The sequence below is a fragment of the Nocardia cyriacigeorgica genome, from assembly GCF_029868385.1.
Taxonomy (GTDB): Bacteria; Actinomycetota; Actinomycetes; order Mycobacteriales; family Mycobacteriaceae; genus Nocardia; species Nocardia cyriacigeorgica_F.
On record NZ_JARWNX010000018.1, the window covers coordinates 57,200 to 80,254 of the forward strand.

Genomic DNA, 23,055 nt, shown 5'->3' on the forward strand with positions numbered 1-23,055 from the left:
GCGCCGATAATCGCTGGACGATCGTCGTCCGAGCGCGAAGCATGGTGGCGGTGTTCGACCACAGTGAAGCTCTGCGGCTGGTCGGTCCACCGGCGGCGTCCGCGGATGCCACCGGCGGTCTCGACTGGTCGGTCCGGCTCGACTCCTACTACTCCGCCCGTGACGTTCTCGACGTGCTCGCCCTGACGCCGTTCGCGCGCGGTGCGCTGCCCTGCTATCGGAAGGTGCATCTGGAACGGGTCCGCCCGCAGGCACTGCTGCGGCCAGCGGGGGCGACCGTATCGCGGATGATCAACGACGGTGGCAGCGTCTCGGTCCTGGTGCACGGTGACGGATGGACGTTGCGATCCGATCGCTGGGAAGACCGCAGCGGCGTCGTCGAGGTGATGGCGGTCGACGACGAGCTGGCCGAACGGATCATGACCGAGTCGATCCAGGACGCGGTGGAGGAGACCAGCTCCGACGATGTGATCAAGATGGGGTTCTGGCATCTCGACGAGCAGCAGGGCCCGCGCCGGCGGGTGCTCGACGTATCGACCCCGGCGTGGGCCGATATCCGCGCCAATTACGCGGCACCCGTGGCGGCCACCCTCGATCGGCTCATGGCGCTCGGTGCAGCCGAGGTCCGCGGCCGGTTGCTGCTGCTGCACGGCCCGCCGGGTACCGGGAAGACGACCGCGCTACGTGCGCTCGCGCGTTCCTGGGGGCAGTGGTGCCAGGCCGACTGCGTACTCGACCCCGAGGTCTTGTTCTCCCGGCCGGGATATCTGATGTCGGCGACGATGGGAGCCGACGGCGGGGAGCAGGGTGCGGGCCGCTGGCGGCTGCTGGTATTGGAGGACTGTGACGAGCTGATTCGCGCCGAGGCGAAAGAATCCGCGGGCCAAGGCCTTTCCCGGCTGCTGAATCTGACCGACGGGATGCTCGGCCAGGGCCGGGATGTGCTGGTCGCGATCACCACCAACGAGGATCTGTCGCGATTGCATCCCGCAGTCACCCGGCCGGGGCGCTGTCTTGCCCAGCTCGAGGTGGGGCGGTTGAGCCAGGCGGAATCGCGGGTCTGGCTCGGTGCGCAGGCCGACCGGGTCGAGGTGCCCGCGGCGGGCGCGTCGCTGGCCGAACTCATCGCCCTTCGCGATGGCGCCGAGCGGATCGCGACCCTGCCCACACCGGTCGAATCGGGAATGTATCTGTAACCGATCGCACTGAGTGGCAGCGGTTTTCGCTGTAGGCCGCGTCGCGCGGGCCGATGGCGCTCGACCGCTGTTATCGTCTCCGCATGCCGAGTTTCGGAGCGACACTGTTGCGGACGCGGTGGTTCGTCCGGGCGCCCATCGTGGTGTTCCGGGCCCGGCTCGGATTTCTGTTCGGCGGCCGGTTGCTGCTGCTCGAGCATATCGGCAGAACCTCAGGGCAGGTGCGATACGTGGTGCTGGAGACGGTGGACCGGCCCGACACCGACACCGTCGTCATCGCCTCGGGATTCGGGGAGAGCTCGCAGTGGTATCGGAATCTGCTGGCCGAACCACGATGCCGGGTGAGTATCGGATGGCGGTATCGGACCGCGGCGATGGCACGCATGCTCGATATCGAGGAGACCGCGGCGGTGCTGGCCGGCTATCGGGTCCGCCATCCCAAGGCGTATCAGGAACTGAGCGGCGTCATCGCCGAAACGACCGGGCGCGATATCGATACGGTGCCGATGGTCGAACTGTCGATGCGGGCGTGAGGGAGCCTGCGGCCGTCATCCGGCGGCGTGCTTTTCCGATCTGGCCGCCGATGGGGCGACCACCCCGGCGAACACACCACACAGCACCACGATCGCCAGCGGCACCACGAACGTCGCGGTGAGCGGCACCAGCGCCGTCAGCCAGCCGATCACCGCCGGTCCGGCGAGCAGACCCACATAACCGATACTGAACACCCGCGACATATCCGTTGCCGCGCTGCCGGAACCGAGATTGCCGGCTGCGGTGAAGATCTGCGGGATGCCACCGGAGAGTCCGAGTCCACACAGCGCCCAGCCGAACAGCGTCAACCCCACCCACGGCGACAGCAGGATCAGCAGCAGCCCGATCGCCGCCAGCAGGCAGCCGTAGCGCACCACCGCCACCCGACCGAACGCGCCGCTGATCCGGTCGGCGGTCAGGCGCCCGGCCGTCATGGTCACCGAGAAAGCGCCGAAAGCCAATGCGGCGGTGGATTCGTCGGTGCCGAGATGTTCGCGCATCTGGAGCGTGCTCCAGTCGTTGGCCACACCCTCGGTGAGCAGTAGACCGAAAGCCAGCGCGGCCAGCGCCCATACCGCGCGCGGGCTGCGCCGCGTGCGGGGCGCGTCGGCCTCGTGCTGTGGTGCGGCGTGCGGCAACAGCCGCGGCAGGCAGGCAAGCACGATGACGACACCGCCGGCCGCGGCCAGCGACATCGTCAGCACGGGCGACCAGCCGATCCGCAGGGTCAGCGCGCCGACCAGCGCACCCAGCAGCCCGCCGCCGGAGAACAAGGCGTGGAACGCCGACATGATGGGGCGGCGATACTCCCGTTCCACATGCACCGCTTGGGTATTCATCGACACATCGAGTGCGCCGTTGCCGAAACCGAACGCGCCGAGCGCCACTGCCAGCGTCACCGGCCCCATTGCCAGCCCCGGCCCGACCACGCAGACCGACGCCGTCAGCCCCGCCACCCCGACCAAGGCCCGGCTACCGAACCGATCCGCCAGTGGTCCCGCCAGCCGCATCCCCACGATGCCCGCGCCCGCCATCAACAGGATGAACATGCCGAGCGTGGAATGGGAGACGCCGGTTCGTTCGGTGATCGACGGGATATGCACCACCCACATGGCGAGCAGGAACCCGTTGAGCCCGAAGACGGTGAACACCGCGGCGCGCGCCAGCCGCACCATCGGGTCGATCCCCGATGCGGTCGCCGAGCCGACAGCGCCGCGGCTCATCGCTCCGCCGGATCGCCATCGATCGTGAGGCGGGCGGGACTGTCGGCCACGGCCATCGCCCAGGCACGGAATTCGGTGAGATCGCCGAGACCGGCACGCAACTGCTCCGAGACGAAACGGCTGGTGGCGGCCTCGAACAGATCGCGGAGTCCGAGATGGACCCATTCCCAGACCAGCGCGTTGTAGGCGTCGACCACCGGGCCGACCCGTTCGCGGATGCGCGCGACCTCGTCGGCGTCGATGCCCACGCGTTCGAGTCTGGCGATGGTGGCGCGCTGATCGTGATCGGAGAACTCGGTGTCGAGATACGGTTCGAGCAGCTCGGCCCAGACGTCGAAGCGGCGAACGATCGGAATCGAATGCGCCGCGCAGAATCCGCCCAGCTCCGCACGCTGGGTCGCGGATACGAAGAGCGTGATGCCGGTGCGGGTGCGGATCTCGGGTGGGATGGCGGCCGGGTCGGCGTCGCGGATATCGGCCGCGGACACCTCGTGCCCGTCGGCGGGCAGATCAGCGGCGGACAGATGCTCGTCGCCGAAGCGCACGCGGTCGCCGGTGAATGTGGCTTCGAGTCCCATCATCGGTAATCGCCCCCTCGTCGTTGCCTTCCATAGTGGCATCTCCCCGGTGCGGGCGCTGCGACCTGTTCCCCACGCTGGCGTCTGGACCCGCGCATCGACTCGGCCGTGCTGTGCCGGACGGCATCAGGTCGTACAGTGAGGGCATGGACGCGCTCGCCGGTTTGCTCGAGGGTCCTCGGGCGCGCGGAGCATTTCTCATGCGGTCGGTGCTGGCGCCACCGTGGTCGCTGCGGATCGAGGACGAGGCGCCGTTGACGGTGCTCGCGATGATCCGCGGCAGTGCATGGATCATGACCGACGACGACGCCGAGGCGCGACGGATCGCCGCCGGTGACGTCGTCGTCTTCAGTGGCGCACGCCCGTACACCGTCGCCGACGATCCGGCGACCGCACCGCAGATCATCATCGCTCCGGGCCAGGTCACGATGACTCCCGACGGTGAAATCCTCTGTGAGACACTGAGTCTCGGAGTGCGCGAATGGGGCACCGACCCCGACGGCGAAACCATGACGGTGACCGGCACCTACGAATCGGCGGGCGCGGTCAGCCAAGGTTTGCTGCGCGCACTGCCGCCGGTCATCGTGCTGCCCCGCGGCGAATGCGATACCCGGCTGCTCGAACTGCTCGTCGACGAGATGGCCAAGGACCAGCCCGCACAGGGCGCCGTCCTCGACCGGCTGCTCGACCTGCTGCTCATCGCCGCCCTGCGCAGCTGGTTCGCCCGCAACGACGCCCCCGCCTGGTATCACGCCTACAACGATCCGCTGGTCGGCAAGGCACTGCGGTTGCTCCAGCACAATCCCGCGCACGGCTGGACGGTCGCGAGCCTCGCCTCGGCGGTCGGCGTATCGCGGGCGGCGCTGGCCCGCCGGTTCACCGACCTGGTGGGGGAGCCGCCGATGGCGTTCCTCACCGAATGGCGGCTCGCGCTGGCCGCCGACCTGCTCCAGGATTCCGACGCCACCATCGAGTCCATTGCCAGGCAGGTGGGTTACGGCAGCGCGTTCGCGCTCAGTTCGGCGTTCAAACGCCAGTTCGGCGTCAGCCCGCGCGACCATCGTCGGGGCGCGGCGCCGACGCCGGTATCGTCGGCCGGGTGACGCAGCAGTATCCGGTGCTCTGGCCGGTGCCCACCCGATGGGCCGACAACGACCACTACGGGCACGTCAACAACGTGACCTACTACTCGTACTTCGACACCGCGGTCAACGCGTGGTTGATGCACGCCACCGGTGTCGACATCCGTGAGCTGCCCGCCCTCGGGGTGGTGGCGCAGACCTCCTGCCAGTACCTCGGGTCGATCAGCTTCCCCGACCGGCTCCAGGTCGGCCTGCGGATCTCACGTCTCGGGCGTTCGAGCATCACCTACGATCTGGCGATCTTCCGGGAAGCCGATGACGCGCTGGAACTGGCCGCCACCGGCAACTTCGTGCACGTCTACGTCGATTCCGAGACCCGCAAGCCCGTCGAGATTCCCGACGTCATCCGCGCGGCGGCGAGCGAACTCGTCACCGACTGACGGCCTGCAACGCCGCCTGGAACCGGCGCATACCGTCGATCCATCGGTCGTAATCGCTGCCCTTGTGCCGGTACATCTTCAGCACCTCGGGATGCGGGAGGATGAGGAAGGTCTCGGCCTCGATGCCCGCGATCACGCTGTCGGCGACCTGCTCGGGGGTGAGCACCGCACCGGCCGTTGTCACCGCCTTGACCGCGAGTTCCGCGGCCTCGGCGTGCTCCGGCGGCATCATCCCGCCGTGCAGCAATTGCGTGTCGACGCCCATCGGGCACAGGCAGCTCACCCGAATACCCTTGTCCCCGTAAGTCACCGACAGCCATTCGGCGAAGCCGACCGCCGCATGCTTGGACACCGAATAGGGCGCCGAGCCGATCTGCGTGAGCAGCCCCGCCGCCGACGCCGTCGTCACGAAGTACCCGCTGCCGCGCGCCAACCATCCCGGCATCAACTGCCGCGCCGCGCGCACATGCGCGAGCACATTGACCTCGAGCGCAGCCGTCCACTGTGCGTCGGTGCTGTCGAGGCCTGGGCCGCCACCGATGCCCGCATTCGCGAAGAAGAGGTCGACGGGCCCGAAGGCGGTCTCGGCCCGCTCGATCAGCGCGGCGATCACCGCGTCATCGGCCACGTCACCACCCACCGCGACCGCATCGGCGCCCAGCGACTCCGCCACCGCGCCCGCCGCCACCCCATCCAGATCCGCGACCACCACCCGCGCCCCACCCGCGACGAGCCGCCGCGCCAATGCCTCCCCGATCCCCGCCCCGGCCCCGGTGACAATGGCGACCCTGCCCGAAATATCCATGCCCCGCACCCTATGCGTCCGGTCGCCGGGCGGCTATGCGTTGTCGCCGGGTGCGCACCGATCGCGTAGCGTCCGCGCGCCGGGCCCGGTCAGTTCCTCGGCGTAGGCCGCCCGTCCCGCCATCGCCATCGTCAATGCGAGTGTCGTGCCTCGAACCAGCTCACCCGCGCCTGCGGTGAAGGGACCGTCGGACGCCTCGAGCCGCAAGCCCCTGATGGCGCTGTGGCCGGAAACGGTGAAGTCGCGACTGGCGAAGAAACGAGCCACCTCCGTCGTGGCCTCGAGCGATGGAGTGCGCGTCAGGCCGAGCGGACGCCGGATGTCCTGTCCGTGCACCACCACCTCGCCGAGCCATGCGGCGGTATGCCCGGAAGCTGCGGTCGTGCTGGTGATGACAGCGCGGAACCGGTGGAGGGTTTCGGCCGGTGTGGCGCCTCGGTGCTCGGCCAGGCGCCGAGCATTGTGCAGATCGAAGTCGAAGCGGGCGCCGAGCACGCTGCGCAACCAGCGCAGCCTTCCGATGCTCGCCGCGGCGGTCAGATGGGCGACGACCTCCTCGACCACCCAATCACCGCACAGCGACTGCTGCGCCCATTGTGCCGGCGTCAGCGTGGCGAGATCGTCGGCCAGTGCTGCGCGTTCGGCGTGGGCCATCTCCCAGAGCCGGTCGTGGGATACGAGTGTCGGCACCGTCATCCTTCCTCGAGTGGTCGCCGCAACAGTGTTCCGGCACTTTCCCCTGCATGCCGCGGTCGAACAGCAGGCACCGCATGGGGCTCGAGGATGTAGACGCTCGACCGGAGCCGGATTCATCGGCGTCCGCGCGGTGTCGAGCGATCAGCTCGACCGGGCGATGCGCTCCAGCAGCGGTGAGAGTCGTGGGCCGACCAGTTCGCGCATGATCAGGGCCATATTGGTGCGTTCCACGCCGGGGATCTTCAGGATGCGGCCGGTGATGCGGTAGAGGTCGTCGGCGTCGCGGGCTACCACCCGGACGGTCAGGTCGGTGGCGCCGGTCATGCCGCATACCTCGGTGACCTCGGGGACCTCGGCGAGTTCGTCGACGACGGGATCGAGTTTGTGCTGATCGACGACCACCGCGACGAAGGCGGCCAGCGGATAGCCGAGGGCGCGGGCCTCGACGCGGCGTTCGAAACTGGCGAGCACCCCATTGGCCTCCCAGCGAGCCAGCCGCGCCTGCACCGTATTGCGGGACAAACCGAGCCGTGCGGCCAGTTCGACGCCGGTCGCCCTCGGATTGTCCACCAGCTCCAGCAACAGCCGCGCGTCGGTGGCGTCGACGGCCGGATCGACGAGTTCTCGACTGGTCATACAACGCATGATGGCATGTGCCGGGTACCGGGCACGGGTGATCTGCGCGCACGGCCGTACCGAGGTGCGCCGTGCGACCGGCACGGGCGGAGCGATCCGCCCGTGCCGTCTACTCGATATCAGGGGCAGGTGATCGACGAACCGCACATCAGGCGTTGGATCAGCGAAATCACTGCGCTACCCGAGGTCACCCCACCCGGCGCGGGCTCACCCGGCGCGACCACCGGCGTGACCTCGGGGGTGAGAGTGAGCGGCTCGGCGAGTGCCGGACCCGCGGTGAGAACTGTGCCGAGGGCCAGCGCCGCGATGCTGGTGCCGAGCAGCTTGGTGAACGACATGATGAATGAATCCTTTGTTCGGTGCAGTGATTTACGGGATCGCCAGAGCCCGGCATCTCGACGGCGATGTGGACGGGACCGGAGTCGATGCCGGTGCCGACGCCGACCACTTCCCTGGTCGGGATCGATACGCTCGGCGGGAAGGCCGAGAACACCGGCGGGTACGGACTGCGGTACCTCGGGCTACGTGATTGCGGCGGGTGGCACCACAGCGCAGGGCAACGGCCGTGATGCCGTGCGCATTATCCGAGACATCTCGAATGTGCCTTTCTTCCAACATTTTTGGCCCGCCCGCGCGGCCCACGGAGACTATCGCGGTGCCGCACGGCGTGTTACAGCCGAATTTCTCGCCGGATCGGACGTGGGTTCGCGGTGGTCGGTCCTCGCCCCGCTCCTCGGCAGATTCCGCATCCTGATTCGCGATGAGGCGGGTAATTCCCGCATTCGGCGCTGAACCGGTTCTGCCTGGTAGGCGCCTGTGCGAAGCGCTCACGGAGTATCGGCTCCGCGGTATCGGCCGGGCGAGTCGAGGACCTGTCATAACGTGCAATATGGAGGTCGTCGACCGGGTAATACCGAGCATTCTGCTCAGTTTCGTGTCGGTCGCTTGCGCACATCGCTTGATGGTGGATGCTGTGTGGTACAGGACACAATCCTGGCGCGCTGACCTCGAGGAGGCGATGAAGCAGATGCTCGGCACACCCAGCTATCCGGTGCAACTGGTCCAGCCCGACGGCCGTCGCGTCCTCGATCGAGAACACGCCGCCGTGGTCGCCGATATCGGCCCCGCCGAACTGCGGGACCTCTACGAAGACCTGGTCGTGAACCGCCGTATCGATACCGAGGCCACCGCATTGCAGCGGCAGGGTCAGCTGGGGCTGTGGGCTCCGCTGCTCGGCCAGGAAGCCGCCCAGGTGGGCTCGGCGCGGGCGCTGCACCCCTACGACTACGTGTTCTGTAGCTACCGGGAGGCCGCTGTGGCCTACTGCCGCGGCGTCGACCCGGCCCAGCTGACCCGGATGTGGCGCGGTGTCGCACATTCGTGCTGGGATCCCGACGCCATCAATATGACCAACCCGGCCATCGTCGTCGGTGCACAGGGTCTGCACGCCACCGGCTACGCCTTCGCCGCGCATCTGGAAGGCGCCGATATCGCCACCATCGCCTATTTCGGTGACGGTGCGACCAGTCAGGGCGATATCGCCGAGGCGCTCGGTTTCGCGGCGAGCTGGAGCGCGCCGGTGGTGTTCTTCTGCCAGAACAATCATTGGGCGATCAGCGAGCCGGTCTGCTTGCAGAGCGCCACGCCCATCGCGCAGCGCGCCCTCGGATACGGCATCCCCGCCGTCCAGGTCGACGGCAACGATGTGCTCGCCGTGCTCGCCGTCACCCGGCAGGCACTGACCAGGGCGCATACCGGTGGCGGCCCATCGTTCATCGAGGCGATCACCTACCGGATGGGCCCACACACCACCGCCGACGATCCGACCCGCTACCGATCCGCCGCCGAGACCGAGGAATGGAAGAAACGCGACCCGATCGACCGGGTGCACCGGCTGCTCGAACGCGAGAACCTGCTGGACGCCGAGTTCGAGCAGCGGGTCCGCACCAGGGCCGATGAGGTCGCCGCCGTGGTCCGCACCGCGACCATCGAGATGGCCGATCCCGCGCCGATGGCGCTGTTCGACCACGTCTACAGCTCCGAGCATCCGTTGATCGCCGCACAACGGCGTGAGTACGCGCAGTATCTGGCCGCCGACCCCGACGGCCAGGGCACGCATACCGAAGGAGTCGCGTCATGATCACCACCTTCGCCGCCGCACTCAATGCCGGACTGCGCCGCGCACTGGAGGACGACCCGAAGGTGCTGCTCATGGGGGAGGACATCGGCCGCCTCGGCGGTGTGTTCCGGGTGACCGACACGCTGCAAAAGGATTTCGGCAACAATCGCGTCATCGATGCGCCGCTGGCCGAATCCGGCATCATCGGTACGGCCTTCGGTATGGCGCTGCGTGGATTCCGGCCGGTATGCGAAATCCAGTTCGACGGATTCGTCTACCCGGCCTTCGACCAGATCGTGTCCCAGGTGGCCAAGATCCACTACCGCACGCAGGGCAGGGTGAAGGCGCCCATCACCATTCGCATCCCGTTCGGCGGCGGTATCGGTTCGGTGGAACACCATTCCGAATCGCCGGAGGCGTATTTCGCACATACCGCCGGATTGCGGGTGATGACACCGAGCAACCCCGCCGACGCCTACACCATGATCCGGCAGGCGATCGCGCTCGATGATCCAGTGATCTTCTTCGAACCCAAGCGCCGGTACTGGGACAAGGCCGAGGTCGATCCCGAGGTGCCCGCACAGCTGCCGCCCGATCGGGCCAGGGTCTGCCTCGACGGCGCCGATGCCACCGTCGTCGCCTACGGCGGTACGGTCGCCACCGCACTCGCCGCCGCGAAGATCGCCGCCGAGGAGGGCCACTGCCTCGAGGTCATCGATCTGCGCAGTCTGTCGCCGATCGACTTCGACACCATCGAGGAATCGGTGGCGAAAACCGGCAGACTGGTGGTGGTGCACGAGGCGCCGGTATTCGCCGGGCTCGGCGCCGAGATCGCCGCCAGGATCACCGAACGCTGCTTCTATCACCTGGAGGCGCCGGTGCTGCGCGTCGGCGGCTTCGACATCCCGTACCCCCCGGCCAAGCTCGAAAAGCACCATCTGCCCGATCCGGACCGTATTCTGGCCGCGATCGATCGCTCGCTGGCGGCCTGACCGGCCGAGCCCGGAGGTGGCGGTGTCATCGCGCAGCGGCTCCGGGACAGCACGAACCGACCACGCCCGACCGATAGCCGAGGTGCCTTCCGTGGATGAACCGCGTGCCGACGACCCGAACCACGTGCTGGAATTCCGGCTGCCGGATCTGGGTGAGGGCCTCGCCGATGCCGAACTACAATCGTGGTCGGTGGCCGTCGGCGAGATCGTCGAACTGAATCAGACCATCGCCGAGGTGGAGACGGCCAAAGCGGTGGTGGCTCTGCCGTCGCCGTTCGCGGGCACGGTGGTTGAGCTACTGGTCGAGCCGGGGCAGACTGTGCCGGTCGGCGCGCCGCTGATCCGGGTGCGTACGAGCGCGCCCGGATCACCCGAGACGCCGCCCGTCGCCGATTCGTCCGAGCCGCCGGCGCCGGAACGGAAGTCGGTGCTGGTCGGATACGGGCCGGACGACGATACGGTGACGCGCCGCCGTAGACCTGCTGCGAAAAGCGCTCAGCAGCAGACGGAATCGGGCAATGGGGCCGCCGACTCCGTGGCGAACGGGCGTGCTGCTCAGTCGTCGGGTACCCGCGCCGCCACCCCCGCCGCCCGCAAACTGGCCAGGGAACTCGGCATCGATCTGTGGTACGTCGCGGGTTCGGGACCGGAGGGCGCGGTCACCGTGGCGGATGTGCGCTCAGCGGTGCCGGTCTCACAACCATCGGCCCGTACCGCCCCGCCAGCGACGGCCGAATCCACGGCCGCGGCGCAGCCCGCCGCCGACTCCGGCGCGCCGGGTCCGTCCGCGCGTGAGGAACGCACTCCGATCACCGGCATCCGCAAACGCACCGCGGCCGCGATGGTGGCGAGCGCGCGCACCATTCCGCAGGCCGGCGCCTCCATCACGGTGGACTGCACCGCCACGATGGAACTGCTCGACCACCTGCGCACCACCGCACCCTTCGCCGGGCTGACCCTCACTCCGCTGGCGCTGGTCGCGAAATCGGTGCTGGCCGCGCTGGCGGAATTCCCCGGAATGAACGCCTATTGGGACGAAGCGAACCAGGAGATCGTCACCAAGCATTACGTGAACCTCGGTATCGCCGTGGCCACCGAACGGGGGCTGCTCGTGCCCAACATCAAGGACGCGCACGCAGTGAGCCTGCGTGACCTGTGCCGGGACATCGCCTGGCTGGTGGATGTGACCCGCGCCGGGAACGCGGCACCGACCGATCTGCGCGGCGGCACCTTCACCATCTCCAATGTCGGCGTCTTCGGTGTGGACGCGGGGATGCCACTGGTCAACCCCGGTGAGGCCGCGATCGTCTGTCTCGGTGCGATCAACAGACGGCCCTGGGTGGTGCGCGAGGAACTGGCCATCCGCTGGGTCACCACCCTCACCCTCAGCTTCGATCACCGCATGATCGATGGTGAACAGGCCGCACGATTCTTGGCCACGGTGGGTGGTCTGCTCGAAGATCCACTGACCCTGCTCAGTCGCCTGTAGTCCGGGATGCGGTCTGCAAGCCGTGCGAAGGGTTCGGAAGCGGTCGATCCCATGGGCGGTATCGGCTCGAATCCGGCGCGGACGAGGGGACTTCGCGCAGCGTGGCGGGTTTTCCCGGTCCGGGGACAGGAGCGCGGCCGGATGCGTAGGGTGGGGGAGACGGGCTCGACGATGCGGATCTGAACGAGGAGCTGGAGTGCGGCCGGTACTCATTTCGGCGGAAGAACTGCGGGAAGCGTTGCCGGACAATCGGGTACGGCTACTCGATGTCCGGTGGGCGCTCGGCGACCCGGACGGGCCGCAGCACTATCTGGACGGGCACATCCCCGGCGCGATCTTCGTCGATCTGGAGACCGAACTGGCCGCCCCGCCCTCACCCGCGCGCGGCCGCCATCCGCTGCCCGATATCGGCCGGTTGGAGAAATGCGCGCGCAGCTGGGGCGTCTGCACCGGCGATACCGTGGTCGTCTACGACGCGACCGGCGGTATGGCCGCCGCGCGTGCCTGGTGGCTGCTGCGCTGGGCCGGTATCGCGGATGTGCGCATCATGGACGGTGGCCTTCCGACCTGGACCGCGATCGGCGCCGAACTCGCCACCGGAATCGAATCCGATCCCGCCGCAGGCGATGTCGAATTGAGCCCGGACCATCTGCCCGTCATCGACGCCGATGCGGCCGCCCGTTGGCCGGGCACACTGCTCGACGCGCGCGCGGGTGAGCGCTTCCGCGGCGAACAGGAGCCGATCGACCCGCAAGCGGGCCATATTCCGGGTGCGATCAGTGCGCCGACAGCCGAGAACCTCACTGCCGAAGGATATTTCCGCACCGCGGCGGAACTGCGCGAACGCTTCGACGACTGTGCTGGACCGGTCGCCGTCTACTGCGGTTCCGGTGTCACTGCCGCCCACCAGATCGCTGCCCTCGCGATCGCCGGTATCGACGCCGCCCTCTATCCGGGGTCCTGGTCCCAGTGGTCCAACGACCCGAAACGTCCGGTAGCCACCGGAGCCTGAGCGCCCGTCGCGGGACTGTGCGCGTGGTGTGTCGGCAGCCGGATCGATCGGAGTTCGGCGCGTCTTTCGGCTGAACTGCCACACTGGTGAACTCGCTCGTTTTCGTCCGTCGTCGCACGCACCGCCGACTCGCACCCGCCGTGCCTCACGGACATGTGCGGGCAATCGACTGCAACACTCCCTGGTCGGCAACCGTGATCGGCAGGTCGTAACGGACCGCCACGGCAAGATATTTGGCCGCATAGAAACAGTGCCCCGGACGGGAGGGCGGTAGCCACTCCGCCGGAGTGCTGTCGCCCTTGGCTTGATTGGCGGCGCGGGTGGTGGCTTGCAGGTTGAAGTCGATGTCGTTGGCGAACCGGATGCGGCGCTCCGGCAACCACCCGGCGGCGCCCATATCCCAGGCGGCGGCCAGCGGATAGACGTGGTCGATGGGGACGTTCCCCGCATCGGATTTGGTGAAGGTGACGCTGGCGCCCGTGTACGGATCCGCGAGGACACCGGAGACCACCACGCAGTCGCGGGTGCCGCGCCGATAGTCGATCTCGGTGAGCTGCCGGGCCAGCACATTGTTGCGGGTATCGCAGCCATCGTGCCCGCCGGTGCCCTCGTGATCATCGGACCAGGCGGGACCGAACACGCAGCCTTCGCCCTCCCGGCAACCACGGTCGTAGCCGCCGGGATGGGGCCGCGTGTCGACCACCCGCACCGTCGCGAGCAGTCGCTCGACCTCGATGCGGCCTGGACTTCCCGGTGCGGGTGTCGCGGGGCGTGCGCATCCGGAGAGCACGCACAGGGCCATGACCAGCGCAGCGATAACCGCCGGTGCGGTGGGCGGCGAGGTACCACGCGTGCGCTGCGCCGTCCGGCATACGGCACGCGCAGGACCCGACCCGCAGGGCCGGGTGGTGCGTCCAGCCCTCGGCCACGCGACCGACCGGCGTGTCGTCGAAGATCCCCGTCGATGTCCCACCCGCATGGACAAGATGTACCCGCACCCACCGACAGGTGACGGTGTCCGGCGCGGGTGTCCCGGAGGGGTTTACAGCCAGGCGCGGGCCAGCAGCTCGTCGGCGGTGTCCTGGCTGCCGTGCGGCGGGAAGCGGGTGGCGGCCAGCGTATTGCTGTGGGTCCCGTCGTGGCCGATCAGCCATGAGCCACCGCGATCTTCGCATTCGGCGATCTTGGCGAAGGTGGTGAGCAGGAAGGTGATCGCCTCGTGCGGATCGCCGGTGTGGGCGAGACGCTGCGATTCGCCGGGCCGCGACAGGTCCAGCCAGACGCCGGACTCGCCGTCCAGCCGCATCCCGACGATGCAGCGGGCGTTGATGAAGGTGAATTTACGCCGTTCCCACGGCGTTGTCGGCGTGAAGCTCTGCTCGAGAACTTGGAGCAGAATCGTCATACTGCTGCCCTCCGGTAGGTATGCCGCCGTTGTGTGAATGACCGCGTTGTGCTGCTGCTGGCGTCTTGTGGACGCCGCCGCCCTGCTTGTGAATGATTCCGCTACCGCATCCGCCGAGCGTGTGAATCCCCGCGATGACCAGCGGATATCCCAGTATGTTCCGTCCTCGGCGATAAATCCAGGGTCCGGGTGCTCATCCGTGCGGTTGCCTGTCGGTGCGAGCTGATTTGATGGGGCCATGCTGCACGGTCTGTGGTCGCCGGGGTCCGGGCTGCTGCTGTGGCGGCCGCCCGGTGCGGACGCCGACGCGGTGAGCGTGCCCGGCCTGCTCGGCGACGTCGTCCGCGCGGCCAAGTTCCGACATCGCGCGCAGGTGCTGCTCGCCGATGGCGAGGGATTCCGCACGGCACGGGTGCCCGCCCACGCGTTGGCGCCCGATGCCGCGGCGGCTGCCCTGCGGCAACGTCTTCCCGCCACCGCGGTAGCCGGTGACCTGCGGTTTCTCGCCCATATCGCGCACGGTGTGGAACGCTGGGCGCGGGCCGGACGGGTCGTGCCCGAGCTACGCCGCGACGACGGCCAGTGGTGGGCGCGTTGGCGGCTGGTCGGGGGAGCGGGGCAGCGGGCCTGGCTGGCCGAACTCGCCTCCGCGATGCCCGCCGCGCTGCGAGTGGCCGGTGAACCGGGTGCGGTGCTCGACGATATGGTCACCGAACTCACTGATCCCATTGTTCGCGAACTGATCGGGGCACACCCGTCACCGCACCCGCTGGTGCACGGGCTCACCGCCGATGTCGCGGTGGACGGTGGCAGCCATCAGGCCGCGCAGATGCTGGAACGCTGGCGCAACAGCCTCGCCGCCGACGAGCCGGAACTGGTGCTGCGGCTGCTCGAACCCGACGCCGACGACACCGACGAGGTGGCGCTGTGGCGGCTGGAGGTGTGCCTGCGCGTCGATGGTCAGGCGCCGGGACCGATTCCGTTGCACGGCGACCCGCAGCTGGTCCGGGCCGCGGTGGAACGGCTCGGGGAGGCGCAGCGGGCCTACCCCCGGCTGCGGGATCTGCCCGGCGACCCACACACCATGGACCTGTTGCTACCCACCGAGGTGGTGGTCGATCTGGTTGCTCACGGTGTGCACGCGCTGCACGCGGCCGGGATCCGGCTCCTACTGCCGCGGGCCTGGACCGTCAGCGCACCGTCCATGCGGCTGCGAGTGGACAGCGCCGTACCCGCGGCCGAGAGCACCGTCGGGCTGCCGGGGCTGGTGTCCTATCGATGGGAGCTGGCCCTCGGCGACACCGTGCTGAGCCGCGACGAGATGCAGCGGCTCGTGCATGCGAAATCGGATCTGGTGCAGTTGCGCGGGGAGTGGGTGCAGGCCGATCACAAGGTGCTGGCGGCGGCCGCGAAGTATGTGGCGCTGCATGCCGACGACACCGAGGTCACCCTGGCCGACATGATCGGCGAGATCGCGGCGACCCGCGTCGATCAGGTGCCGGTCACCGAGGTCACCGCCACCGGCTGGGCCGCCGAACTGTTCGATCCGGCCGCAGCCGAGGAACCGGTGCCCGCGCCGGTCGGGTTGAAGGCGCAGCTGCGTCCGTATCAGCAACGCGGTCTGTCCTGGCTGGCCACCATGAGCCGGATGGGTCTCGGCGCGATCCTGGCCGACGATATGGGTCTCGGTAAGACGATCCAGGTACTCGCCCTGTTGTTGCACGAACGCGAAGGTGACCGGCCGATCGGCCCGACACTGCTGGTGTGCCCGATGTCGGTGGTCGGCAACTGGCAGCGCGAAGCCGAACGATTCGCCCCCGACCTGCGGGTGCTGGTGCACCACGGCGCCGCGCGGGCCAAGGGCGAGCAGCTCTGCGCCGCGATCGCCGAGGCAGATCTGGTCCTCACCACCTACGCCCTGCTGGCGCGCGATATCGCGGAGCTGGCGGCGCGGGAGTGGACAAGGGTGGTGCTCGACGAGGCGCAACACATCAAGAACTCCGGCACCAGGCAGGCGCGGGCGGCACGCGCGCTCCCGGCCGGGCACCGGCTGGCATTGACCGGGACGCCGGTGGAGAACCGACTGGAGGAACTACGGTCGATCCTGGATTTCACCATGCCGAAACTGCTCGGCAGCGCGCAGTCGTTCCGCGCCAGATTCGCCGTACCGATCGAACGCGAACGCGATGAGAACGCCATCACCCGGCTGCGCACCGTCACCGCGCCGTTCGTGCTGCGCCGGGTGAAGACCGATCCGACGGTGATCTCCGATCTCCCCGACAAGCTCGAGATGACGGTGCGCGCCAACCTGACCGTCGAGCAGGCCGCGCTCTACCAGGCCGTCGTCGACGACATGCTGACCAAACTGCGCGATGCCAAGGGCATGGCCCGCAAGGGCGCGGTGCTCGGGGCGCTGACCCGGCTCAAACAGGTCTGTAACCATCCCGCGCATTTCCTCGGCGACGGTTCGGCCGTGCTGCGCCGCGGCGGCCATCGCTCCGGCAAACTCGCCCTGGTGGAGGATGTGCTCGACGCGGTGCTCGCCGACGGCGAGAAGGCGCTGATGTTCACCCAGTTCCGCGAATTCGGTGAGCTGATCGCGCCCTATCTGGCCGAGCGATTCGGCACCAGGATCCCGTTCCTGCATGGCGGGGTGACCAAACAGCGCCGCGACACCATGGTGGCCGAATTCCAGCAGGCCGAGGGTCCACCGCTGATGCTGCTCTCGCTCAAAGCGGGCGGCACGGGGCTGAACCTGACCGCGGCCAATCATGTCGTGCATCTGGATCGCTGGTGGAATCCCGCGGTGGAGAATCAGGCCACCGACCGCGCCTATCGGATCGGGCAGCAGCGCGCCGTGCAAGTGCGCAAACTGGTGTGCGTCGACACCATCGAGGAGCGGATCGACGAAATGATCAGTGGGAAGAGTCAACTCGCCGATCTCGCGGTCGGCTCAGGGGAGAACTGGATCACCGAGCTGAGCACCGACGAGTTGCGTGATCTGTTCACCCTCGGTGCCGAAGCGGTGGGCGAATGAATCCGCGCGTCGATTTCAGCGAGTTCGGGCCACGCCGTCCGGTGTCCGGTGGCGTCGAAGCACGTAGCAGGCGTGGCGCGTTCGGCCGTACCGCCTGGGGCCGGGCGTTCATCGACGCGGTGGAGCGGATGGCCGAGCCCGGCAGGCTCTCGCGTGGCCGCAGCTATGCGCGGTCGGGGCAGGTGGTGAGCTACCGGATCGAACGCGGTGCGGTGATCGGCGAGGTGCAGGGCAGCCAGCCGCGTCCGTTCACCGCCACCTGCACGGTGCGGCCGCTGCGCCAGGAGGAGATCGAGCTGCTGGTCGAACAGATCCGGGCCGCGCCCGGCATGCTGGCCCAGATCGCCTCCGGTGCGCTGCTGACCGCGCTCTCGCCCCATCTGCTGCCGGAAACCGCCGCGGACCTGGACTTCGGCTGCACCTGCCCCGATCCCGGCTGGCCGTGCAAACACGTCGCCGCACTGTGCTACCTGCTCGCCGAACGGCTCGACGAATACCCGCGCGACCTGCTCACGCTGCGCGGACTCTCGCTGGACACCTTGATCGGCGGGGTGGAACGTGGCACCGGCCCCGGCGGCGATACCGATCCCTACGGTGAAGACCTCGAACCACCGGCGCTGCCCACACCCGAATATCGTTGTGCCGCCGATGATCTTGACCCGACGCTGTTGCGCCGCGCATTACGCATGCTCGCCGAGGACGAGCCGACGGCCGCGACGGGTCTGCGCACGCTGAATTCCTGCTACGCCGACCTGCGCGACAGCTGAGCGGGCACCACGGCCGGGGAGCGCGACCGCAGCCGCGCCGGCCATGCGCCCGGAATCGGGGCACGGTCGCCGGGAATGGCTCAGGACTCGTCGATGCGGTAGATCCGCTGCGCGTTCGTGCGGAACACTCGGTCCAAGCATTCCGAACCACCCACGTGTTCGGTGATCGCGCCGGCGACGGCCTGCGCGCTGCCCGCGATGGTCGTGATCGGCTTGTCCACCGGGAAGTTCGAGCCCCACACCAGCCGGTCGACGCCGAAACAGTCCACCGCGTGGGTGAGCAGCGGTCCGATCCGGTCGAGCAGTTCGGGCACCGGCGTCGCCGTGCCACGCGGTGGGACCCGGTGACCGAGGATCGGCATCATCAGGCCGCTGACCTTGGCGACCACCTTCGGCCGCGCCGCGAGGGCCGCGATGTCCTCACGCCAGCGGATGAACAATTCGCGCCGGTGCCCGGGGTTGGCGCCGGTATGTCTGCCGACCGCGCCGAAGATTCCGGCCGGTGTGCCGAGGTGATTCAGCACGATGGTGACCTCGGGATAGCGGTCGGCGAGCGCCGCGACATCGGGCAGTTGGTGCGAATACACCCATGCCTCGAACACCAGCTCGCGCGCGGCGAGTTCGGCGAACCCGTCGAGGAAGGCGTTCGCGGTGAGATCGCCCGGTGTGCCGGTGAACGAGCGGACGCCGGGATCGGGATGGTGCGCGACCATGGTGCGGATTCCACGCAGCAGCGGTGACGCCGACGCGTGCGCGTCCAGCAGCGCCGCGAATCCCGGTGCGGCCGGATCGGCACTGGCGAGGATGGCGCCGAGAGCGGGTGTATCGACCCCGAACGGCAGACTCGCCACCCACCGGGTCTCATCGGCCTTGGCCAGCGGGCCGGTACCGGACCATTCGACCTCGATATGTGCGATGGTGCGCACCGTCAACCCTGCCGTGTCCGTGCGGTAGTCCGCGGGCAGGTAGGGGTGCATGTATGGTGTCGGATCGCCAACGAATTCGCGATCACGTTGCGGCGCAACCTTCATGGCGAGCCCGATCGGCACCGGCAGATATCGGAAGAGCCGGGCGAGGCCGCTGAAATCACGCGGTGTCGACAGCGGATCCCACTGGTGGATGTGCGCGTCGATGATGGGTATGTCGGTGAGATTCATGTGGTCCATCCCGTCCGCCGTTCACCCGGTCGGGGCCGATTGTCACATGCGAGCAGGATGCGTATCCGCGGTACCGGCGAAACCACGGCCCGGTCGGACATACTTGCGGCGTGAGCGAGGACAACAGTGACGCAGGCGCCCGGCATATCAGCGCGCTGCGCGGGCTGGTCGAGTCCGGCGTGCTGACCGAGCAGCAGCGCGACGCCGTGCTCGCGGCGCTGGCCGGACCGTCCGCCCGTCCCGCACGCAGCAGGTTGCTCGCCGAGATCGCGGCCTATGCCGGTGCGGGACTCCTGCTCGCCGGGATCGCGCTGGTGCTGGCGGCCTCATGGGAGGATCTGGCCAGGACCGGCCGCGTCGCGATCCTCGCATTGATCTCGGTGGTGCTTTCGGTCATCGCGGTGACGGTCGCCGGTGGACCGTCGGCACTGTTTCCTCGGTTCGGGGTCCGGGCCGAGGCGGCGGAGGTCCCCGCCGTCAGGACCCGGCTCGCCACCGTCCTGTTCGCCCTCACCGCCGCCTTCGTCGCCGGTACGGTCGGCTCGGCCATCGAGGACGGCAACACCGATTCCGCCTGGGTGTACGCGTGCGTCGCGGGTCTGATCGTGGCCGTGATCGGCTATCTGGCGCTGCCCTCGCTGATCGGCATGCTCACCTGCGCGGGCTTCAGCGCCGCCGCCGTGCCCGGGGTGATGACCGATCTCATCGACCTGCACGAGGGCTGGCCCGGTGTCGCCGTGCTGCTGCTCGGTGTCGTCTGGGGTGGGCTGACCCGCCTCGGTGCCTTCACCGAACGCTGGGCCGGCTATCTGATCGCGGTGATCCTCGCCGTCGTCGGCGCACAGTTCACCAGCGAATACGACAACCTGGCCGTCGCCTACTGGCTCACCGCCCTGGTCGCCGCGCTCTGCTTCGCCCTCTACCTGACCGAACGCTCCTGGGTGCTCGTCCTCGGCGGCGCCGCCGCCCTCGCCATCGCCGCGGCGGAGGCGGTCTGGGACTGGACCGACGGCTCCGTCGGCGCCGCCGGCGCGGTGCTGATCGTCGGTGCGCTCGTGCTCGGCTCCGGCGGCTATCTGCTCACCCGCGTCGGTAGCGCCGCCGACTAGCGGGTCGGCGGCTGGGAGCCCTCGGGTGCGTAGGCCCGCAGAAACGTGTCGACCGCCGCGTCCGAGATATCGCGGAGCACGGCATCGGTGACCTCCCGCGTGCCGAGCCCGCTGTGCCGTTCGAGCGGTCCGGTGAGGAGTGCGAGTAGTTGCTCGGCCGCGCACCCCGGATCGGCGTGCCGCAGCCGGCCGTCGAGCATATAGCGAGCCAGCCGATCGGTGAGCGCCTCGGCCAGCCGCTGCGGGACGCGTTCCAGAATCTCTGCGCTCAGCTCGGGAAAAGTGGCCAGCTGCGCGTAGGTCAGGCGATGCAGTGCGGTGGCACGCGGCCCCGCGCATACCGTCACCAGGCGATAGGCGGTCTCACCGAGCGCGGTGCCCGGATCTGATCCGGTGTCGCGCAACGGTTCCAGCGCGGCGAGACCTTGCGCGCCCACCGAATCCGCGGCGGCTCGCATCGTCTCCCGCAGCAGCGTGGGCTTATCGGTGAGGTGGTTGTACACCGTCGGCTTGGCCACGCCCGCCGCGTCGGCGATTTCCTGCACGCACGCCTGGTCGTAGCCGCGGCGCGCGAAGACCTCGAAGGCTACCTCCAGGATCGCCTGCCGTTTGTCGATGCGTCCGCGTGTGGTCGTCGTTCGGGTCACGGTGCGAGCTTATCGGGAGATCGCATCGGTTTGAACTTGCGGGTTCATTTGTTTGGCTGTACTAGTTGGTCTTGTATTTTGAACCGGCAAGTTCAGACTGGAGGACTGATGATCGTGCACGTACTACGTTTCGGATTCCGCGAGGGGGTCACCGACCAGCAGAAGGAGCTGGTATTGGCCACGATGCGCCGCACCGCTGCGGTGGAGTCGGTCGAATTCTCCTGCGTCGGAACCGATCTCGGCGATCCTGCATCGGGATTCACCCACGCGTACTGCGTCGGCATCGCGGATCTGGCCGCGCTGGAGCGCTATATGCACGATCCGGTGCATCTGGCGGGTGATCCGGTGATCGTCCCGCACCTCGCGAAGCTGGCGATCGGTCCCGATGTCTCCGACGATCCCGATCCCGAACTCGACGCCAAGATCATGGCGCTGCATCAGCGCAAGGTGCGGATGTATCCGGAGTGGGATCGGCTCATGTCGACGATTCCCGAGGTGCGTATCGCCTGAGTCTGGTGCGGCGAAGTGGGTGGGTGTATATTTTGCTTGGACGTCCAACTATCGGACGACCGCAATTCGGGCATGCGTCGCATGCTGCCACCGTCGACACCCGAGGACAGGATTCGCATGGTTCGTGAACTCACCCACTTCATCGGCGGACAGCAGGTCCCCGGCACCTCCGGCCGCTTCGGTGACGTGTTCGATCCCAATATCGGCCAGGTGCAGGCCCGGGTGCCGCTGGCCACCACCGCGGAGGTGGAAGCGGCCATCGCGAACGCCGCCGCCGCGCAGCCGGAATGGGCCGCGTTCAACCCGCAGAAGCGGGCGCGGGTCCTGATGAAATTCCTGACCCTGGTGCAGGACGAGATGGACTCGCTGGCGGCGCTGCTGTCGAGCGAGCACGGCAAGACCCTCGCCGACGCCAAGGGTGATATCCAGCGTGGACTCGAGGTGATCGAGTTCTCGACCGGTATCCCGCACCTGCTCAAGGGCGAGTACACCGAGAGCGCGGGCACCGGCATCGACGTCTACTCGATGCGTCAGCCGCTCGGCGTCGTCGCCGGTATCACGCCGTTCAACTTCCCGGCCATGATCCCGCTGTGGAAGGCCGGGCCCGCGCTGGCCTGCGGTAACGCCTTCGTCCTCAAACCTTCCGAGCGCGATCCCTCGGTGCCGCTGCGGCTGGCGGAGCTGTTCCTGGAAGCCGGGCTGCCCGCCGGTGTCTTCAATGTCGTCAACGGCGACAAGGAGGCGGTCGACGCGATCCTGCATGATCGGCGCATCGAGGCCGTCGGCTTCGTCGGCTCCACCCCGATCGCCCAGTACATCTACGAGACCGCCACCGCCAACGGCAAGCGCGCGCAATGCTTCGGCGGTGCGAAGAACCATGCCATCGTCATGCCGGATGCCGATCTCGACGACGTCGCCGATCAGCTCATCGGCGCCGGCTACGGTTCCGCGGGCGAGCGATGCATGGCCATCTCGGTGGCGGTGCCCGTCGGTGAGGAGACCGCCGACCGGCTCGTCGCCAAGCTCACCGAACGTGTGCACAAGCTCAACGTCGGTCGCTCCGATGATCCGGGTGTCGATTTCGGCCCGCTGGTCGGCCGCGACGGTCTGGACCGGGTGAACAACTACGTCCAGATCGGTATCGACGAGGGCGCGGAGCTGGTGGTGGACGGCCGCGGCCTGACCGTCGACGGCGCCGAGGACGGCTACTTCGTCGGCGCGACCCTGTTCGACAAGGTCACCCCCGAGATGCGCATCTACACCGAGGAGATCTTCGGCCCGGTGCTCAGCGTGGTGCGCGCACACGACTACGAGGAAGGCCTTCGCCTGGCCAGTGAGCACGAATTCGGCAACGGTGTCGCGATCTTCACCCGTGACGGCGACACCGCCCGCGATTTCGCGGCCCGCGTCCAGGTGGGCATGGTCGGCATCAACGTCCCGATTCCGGTGCCCATCGCCTATCACACCTTCGGCGGTTGGAAGCGGTCCGGTTTCGGCGATCTGAACCAGCACGGCCCGGATTCGATCCGCTTCTACACCAAGACCAAGACCGTCACGCAGCGCTGGCCGAAGGGTCTGAAGGAGAACGCGGACCACTTCGTCATCCCGACGATGGACTGAT

The 23,055-nt window shown here is 68.4% G+C and carries 23 protein-coding genes; 13 read left to right on the forward strand and 10 right to left on the reverse strand.

Annotated elements, in window-relative coordinates; all coding sequences use genetic code 11:
• Window positions 1-41: 41 nt before the first annotated feature.
• Together QH168_RS01415 and QH168_RS01420 are read left to right on the forward strand one after the other, a co-directional pair.
• Window positions 42-1,196 (forward strand): DUF5925 domain-containing protein, encoded by a 1,155-nt coding sequence (locus QH168_RS01415; protein WP_280232522.1) that lies wholly within the window; start codon window positions 42-44, stop codon window positions 1,194-1,196.
• A gap of 83 nt (window positions 1,197-1,279) precedes the next feature.
• The gene (locus tag QH168_RS01420; protein ID WP_280232523.1) at window positions 1,280-1,729 is read left to right on the forward strand and encodes a nitroreductase family deazaflavin-dependent oxidoreductase; all 450 of its coding nucleotides are present in this window, start codon (window positions 1,280-1,282) and stop codon (window positions 1,727-1,729) included.
• Between the two features lie 15 nt (window positions 1,730-1,744).
• On the opposite strand, the gene QH168_RS01425 is transcribed toward QH168_RS01420, so the two are convergent.
• Window positions 1,745-2,953 carry an MFS transporter gene (locus QH168_RS01425; protein ID WP_280232524.1) on the reverse strand — a complete coding sequence of 403 codons (1,209 nt, stop codon included), beginning with the start codon at window positions 2,951-2,953 and terminating at the stop codon, window positions 1,745-1,747.
• Entirely contained in the window at window positions 2,950-3,534 is a 585-nt protein-coding gene (locus QH168_RS01430) for a hypothetical protein (protein ID WP_280232525.1), read from the reverse strand. The genes QH168_RS01425 and QH168_RS01430 overlap by 4 nt, the downstream gene beginning before the upstream one ends.
• A 143-nt stretch (window positions 3,535-3,677) precedes the next feature.
• On the opposite strand from QH168_RS01430, the gene QH168_RS01435 reads away from it, so the two are divergent.
• Together QH168_RS01435 and QH168_RS01440 are read left to right on the forward strand one after the other, a co-directional pair.
• Window positions 3,678-4,634 carry an AraC family transcriptional regulator gene (locus tag QH168_RS01435; protein WP_280232526.1) on the forward strand — a complete coding sequence of 319 codons (957 nt, stop codon included), beginning with the start codon at window positions 3,678-3,680 and terminating at the stop codon, window positions 4,632-4,634.
• Window positions 4,631-5,053: an acyl-CoA thioesterase gene (locus QH168_RS01440; RefSeq protein ID WP_280232527.1), complete on the forward strand. Its 423-nt coding sequence runs from the start codon at window positions 4,631-4,633 to the stop codon at window positions 5,051-5,053. Before QH168_RS01435 ends, QH168_RS01440 begins: the two co-directional genes overlap by 4 nt.
• Here QH168_RS01440 and QH168_RS01445 read toward each other — a convergent pair.
• From QH168_RS01445 to QH168_RS01460, 4 genes are all read right to left on the reverse strand, one after another.
• Entirely contained in the window at window positions 5,043-5,858 is an 816-nt protein-coding gene (locus QH168_RS01445) for an SDR family oxidoreductase (protein ID WP_280232528.1), read from the reverse strand. The two genes, QH168_RS01440 and QH168_RS01445, sit on opposite strands and share 11 nt — an antisense overlap.
• Before the next feature lie 33 nt (window positions 5,859-5,891).
• A complete protein-coding gene (locus QH168_RS01450; RefSeq protein WP_280232529.1) occupies window positions 5,892-6,548 on the reverse strand; it encodes a maleylpyruvate isomerase family mycothiol-dependent enzyme in 657 nt (218 codons plus the stop codon).
• Between the two features lie 147 nt (window positions 6,549-6,695).
• Window positions 6,696-7,190, reverse strand: coding sequence for an Lrp/AsnC family transcriptional regulator (locus tag QH168_RS01455; RefSeq protein WP_280232530.1), 495 nt, complete (start codon window positions 7,188-7,190; stop codon window positions 6,696-6,698).
• Window positions 7,191-7,309: 119 nt separating this feature from the next.
• Window positions 7,310-7,528, reverse strand: a complete 219-nt coding sequence (locus tag QH168_RS01460) for a hypothetical protein (RefSeq protein ID WP_280232531.1) — start codon at window positions 7,526-7,528, stop codon at window positions 7,310-7,312.
• A 689-nt stretch (window positions 7,529-8,217) separates the two neighbouring features.
• Between QH168_RS01460 and pdhA the strand changes: the two genes are divergently transcribed.
• The 4 genes from pdhA to QH168_RS01480 all read left to right on the forward strand — a co-directional run bounded on the left by pdhA (window position 8,218) and on the right by QH168_RS01480 (window position 12,802).
• Window positions 8,218-9,330, forward strand: coding sequence for a pyruvate dehydrogenase (acetyl-transferring) E1 component subunit alpha (pdhA, locus tag QH168_RS01465; RefSeq protein ID WP_280232557.1), 1,113 nt, complete (start codon window positions 8,218-8,220; stop codon window positions 9,328-9,330).
• Complete coding sequence (locus tag QH168_RS01470) at window positions 9,327-10,301, forward strand: alpha-ketoacid dehydrogenase subunit beta (protein ID WP_280232532.1); 975 nt, start codon at window positions 9,327-9,329, stop codon at window positions 10,299-10,301. Before pdhA ends, QH168_RS01470 begins: the two co-directional genes overlap by 4 nt.
• Window positions 10,302-10,392: 91 nt before the next feature.
• Window positions 10,393-11,790 carry a dihydrolipoamide acetyltransferase family protein gene (locus QH168_RS01475; RefSeq protein WP_280232533.1) on the forward strand — a complete coding sequence of 466 codons (1,398 nt, stop codon included), beginning with the start codon at window positions 10,393-10,395 and terminating at the stop codon, window positions 11,788-11,790.
• A 196-nt stretch (window positions 11,791-11,986) separates the two neighbouring features.
• A complete protein-coding gene (locus tag QH168_RS01480; protein WP_280232534.1) occupies window positions 11,987-12,802 on the forward strand; it encodes a sulfurtransferase in 816 nt (271 codons plus the stop codon).
• Window positions 12,803-12,947: 145 nt separating this feature from the next.
• Here the strand turns inward: QH168_RS01480 and QH168_RS01485 are convergent, their stop codons facing one another.
• Window positions 12,948-13,604 carry an HNH endonuclease family protein gene (locus tag QH168_RS01485; protein ID WP_280232535.1) on the reverse strand — a complete coding sequence of 219 codons (657 nt, stop codon included), beginning with the start codon at window positions 13,602-13,604 and terminating at the stop codon, window positions 12,948-12,950.
• Window positions 13,605-13,844: 240 nt separating this feature from the next.
• On the reverse strand, window positions 13,845-14,207 hold the full coding sequence (locus QH168_RS01490; RefSeq protein WP_280232536.1) for a hypothetical protein: 363 nt from the start codon (window positions 14,205-14,207) through the stop codon (window positions 13,845-13,847).
• Window positions 14,208-14,445: 238 nt separating this feature from the next.
• Between QH168_RS01490 and QH168_RS01495 the strand changes: the two genes are divergently transcribed.
• Both QH168_RS01495 and QH168_RS01500 read left to right on the forward strand, forming a co-directional pair.
• Entirely contained in the window at window positions 14,446-17,244 is a 2,799-nt protein-coding gene (locus tag QH168_RS01495; RefSeq protein ID WP_280232537.1) for a DEAD/DEAH box helicase, read from the forward strand.
• A complete protein-coding gene (locus QH168_RS01500) occupies window positions 17,241-18,011 on the forward strand; it encodes a hypothetical protein (RefSeq protein WP_280232538.1) in 771 nt (256 codons plus the stop codon). The genes QH168_RS01495 and QH168_RS01500 overlap by 4 nt, the downstream gene beginning before the upstream one ends.
• A gap of 80 nt (window positions 18,012-18,091) precedes the next feature.
• On the opposite strand, the gene QH168_RS01505 is transcribed toward QH168_RS01500, so the two are convergent.
• A complete protein-coding gene (locus QH168_RS01505; protein WP_280232539.1) occupies window positions 18,092-19,168 on the reverse strand; it encodes an amidohydrolase family protein in 1,077 nt (358 codons plus the stop codon).
• Window positions 19,169-19,278: 110 nt separating this feature from the next.
• Between QH168_RS01505 and QH168_RS01510 the strand changes: the two genes are divergently transcribed.
• Window positions 19,279-20,277, forward strand: coding sequence for a DUF2157 domain-containing protein (locus QH168_RS01510; RefSeq protein ID WP_280232540.1), 999 nt, complete (start codon window positions 19,279-19,281; stop codon window positions 20,275-20,277).
• On the opposite strand, the gene QH168_RS01515 is transcribed toward QH168_RS01510, so the two are convergent.
• Complete coding sequence (locus QH168_RS01515; protein ID WP_280232541.1) at window positions 20,274-20,924, reverse strand: TetR/AcrR family transcriptional regulator; 651 nt, start codon at window positions 20,922-20,924, stop codon at window positions 20,274-20,276. The two genes, QH168_RS01510 and QH168_RS01515, sit on opposite strands and share 4 nt — an antisense overlap.
• Before the next feature lie 108 nt (window positions 20,925-21,032).
• Between QH168_RS01515 and QH168_RS01520 the strand changes: the two genes are divergently transcribed.
• Together QH168_RS01520 and QH168_RS01525 are read left to right on the forward strand one after the other, a co-directional pair.
• Window positions 21,033-21,434 carry a Dabb family protein gene (locus QH168_RS01520; protein WP_280232542.1) on the forward strand — a complete coding sequence of 134 codons (402 nt, stop codon included), beginning with the start codon at window positions 21,033-21,035 and terminating at the stop codon, window positions 21,432-21,434.
• Window positions 21,435-21,551: 117 nt separating this feature from the next.
• Window positions 21,552-23,054, forward strand: a complete 1,503-nt coding sequence (locus QH168_RS01525) for a CoA-acylating methylmalonate-semialdehyde dehydrogenase (RefSeq protein WP_280232543.1) — start codon at window positions 21,552-21,554, stop codon at window positions 23,052-23,054.
• Window position 23,055: the final 1 nt, after the last annotated feature.

Bases quoted from the DNA above. Each gene is read 5' to 3' on its own strand.
- QH168_RS01415 (WP_280232522.1), top strand. From the start codon at position 42: ATGGTGGCGGTGTTCGACCACAGTGAAGCTCTGCGGCTGGTCGGTCCA.
- QH168_RS01420 (WP_280232523.1), top strand. From the start codon at position 1,280: ATGCCGAGTTTCGGAGCGACACTGTTGCGGACGCGGTGGTTCGTCCGG.
- QH168_RS01425 (WP_280232524.1), bottom strand. From the start codon at position 2,953: ATGAGCCGCGGCGCTGTCGGCTCGGCGACCGCATCGGGGATCGACCCG.
- QH168_RS01430 (WP_280232525.1), bottom strand. From the start codon at position 3,534: ATGATGGGACTCGAAGCCACATTCACCGGCGACCGCGTGCGCTTCGGC.
- QH168_RS01435 (WP_280232526.1), top strand. From the start codon at position 3,678: ATGGACGCGCTCGCCGGTTTGCTCGAGGGTCCTCGGGCGCGCGGAGCA.
- QH168_RS01445 (WP_280232528.1), bottom strand. From the start codon at position 5,858: ATGGATATTTCGGGCAGGGTCGCCATTGTCACCGGGGCCGGGGCGGGG.
- QH168_RS01455 (WP_280232530.1), bottom strand. From the start codon at position 7,190: ATGACCAGTCGAGAACTCGTCGATCCGGCCGTCGACGCCACCGACGCG.
- QH168_RS01460 (WP_280232531.1), bottom strand. From the start codon at position 7,528: ATGTCGTTCACCAAGCTGCTCGGCACCAGCATCGCGGCGCTGGCCCTC.
- pdhA (WP_280232557.1), top strand. From the start codon at position 8,218: ATGCTCGGCACACCCAGCTATCCGGTGCAACTGGTCCAGCCCGACGGC.
- QH168_RS01470 (WP_280232532.1), top strand. From the start codon at position 9,327: ATGATCACCACCTTCGCCGCCGCACTCAATGCCGGACTGCGCCGCGCA.
- QH168_RS01485 (WP_280232535.1), bottom strand. From the start codon at position 13,604: ATGGCCCTGTGCGTGCTCTCCGGATGCGCACGCCCCGCGACACCCGCA.
- QH168_RS01490 (WP_280232536.1), bottom strand. From the start codon at position 14,207: ATGACGATTCTGCTCCAAGTTCTCGAGCAGAGCTTCACGCCGACAACG.
- QH168_RS01495 (WP_280232537.1), top strand. From the start codon at position 14,446: ATGCTGCACGGTCTGTGGTCGCCGGGGTCCGGGCTGCTGCTGTGGCGG.
- QH168_RS01500 (WP_280232538.1), top strand. From the start codon at position 17,241: ATGAATCCGCGCGTCGATTTCAGCGAGTTCGGGCCACGCCGTCCGGTG.
- QH168_RS01505 (WP_280232539.1), bottom strand. From the start codon at position 19,168: ATGAATCTCACCGACATACCCATCATCGACGCGCACATCCACCAGTGG.
- QH168_RS01520 (WP_280232542.1), top strand. From the start codon at position 21,033: ATGATCGTGCACGTACTACGTTTCGGATTCCGCGAGGGGGTCACCGAC.
- QH168_RS01525 (WP_280232543.1), top strand. From the start codon at position 21,552: ATGGTTCGTGAACTCACCCACTTCATCGGCGGACAGCAGGTCCCCGGC.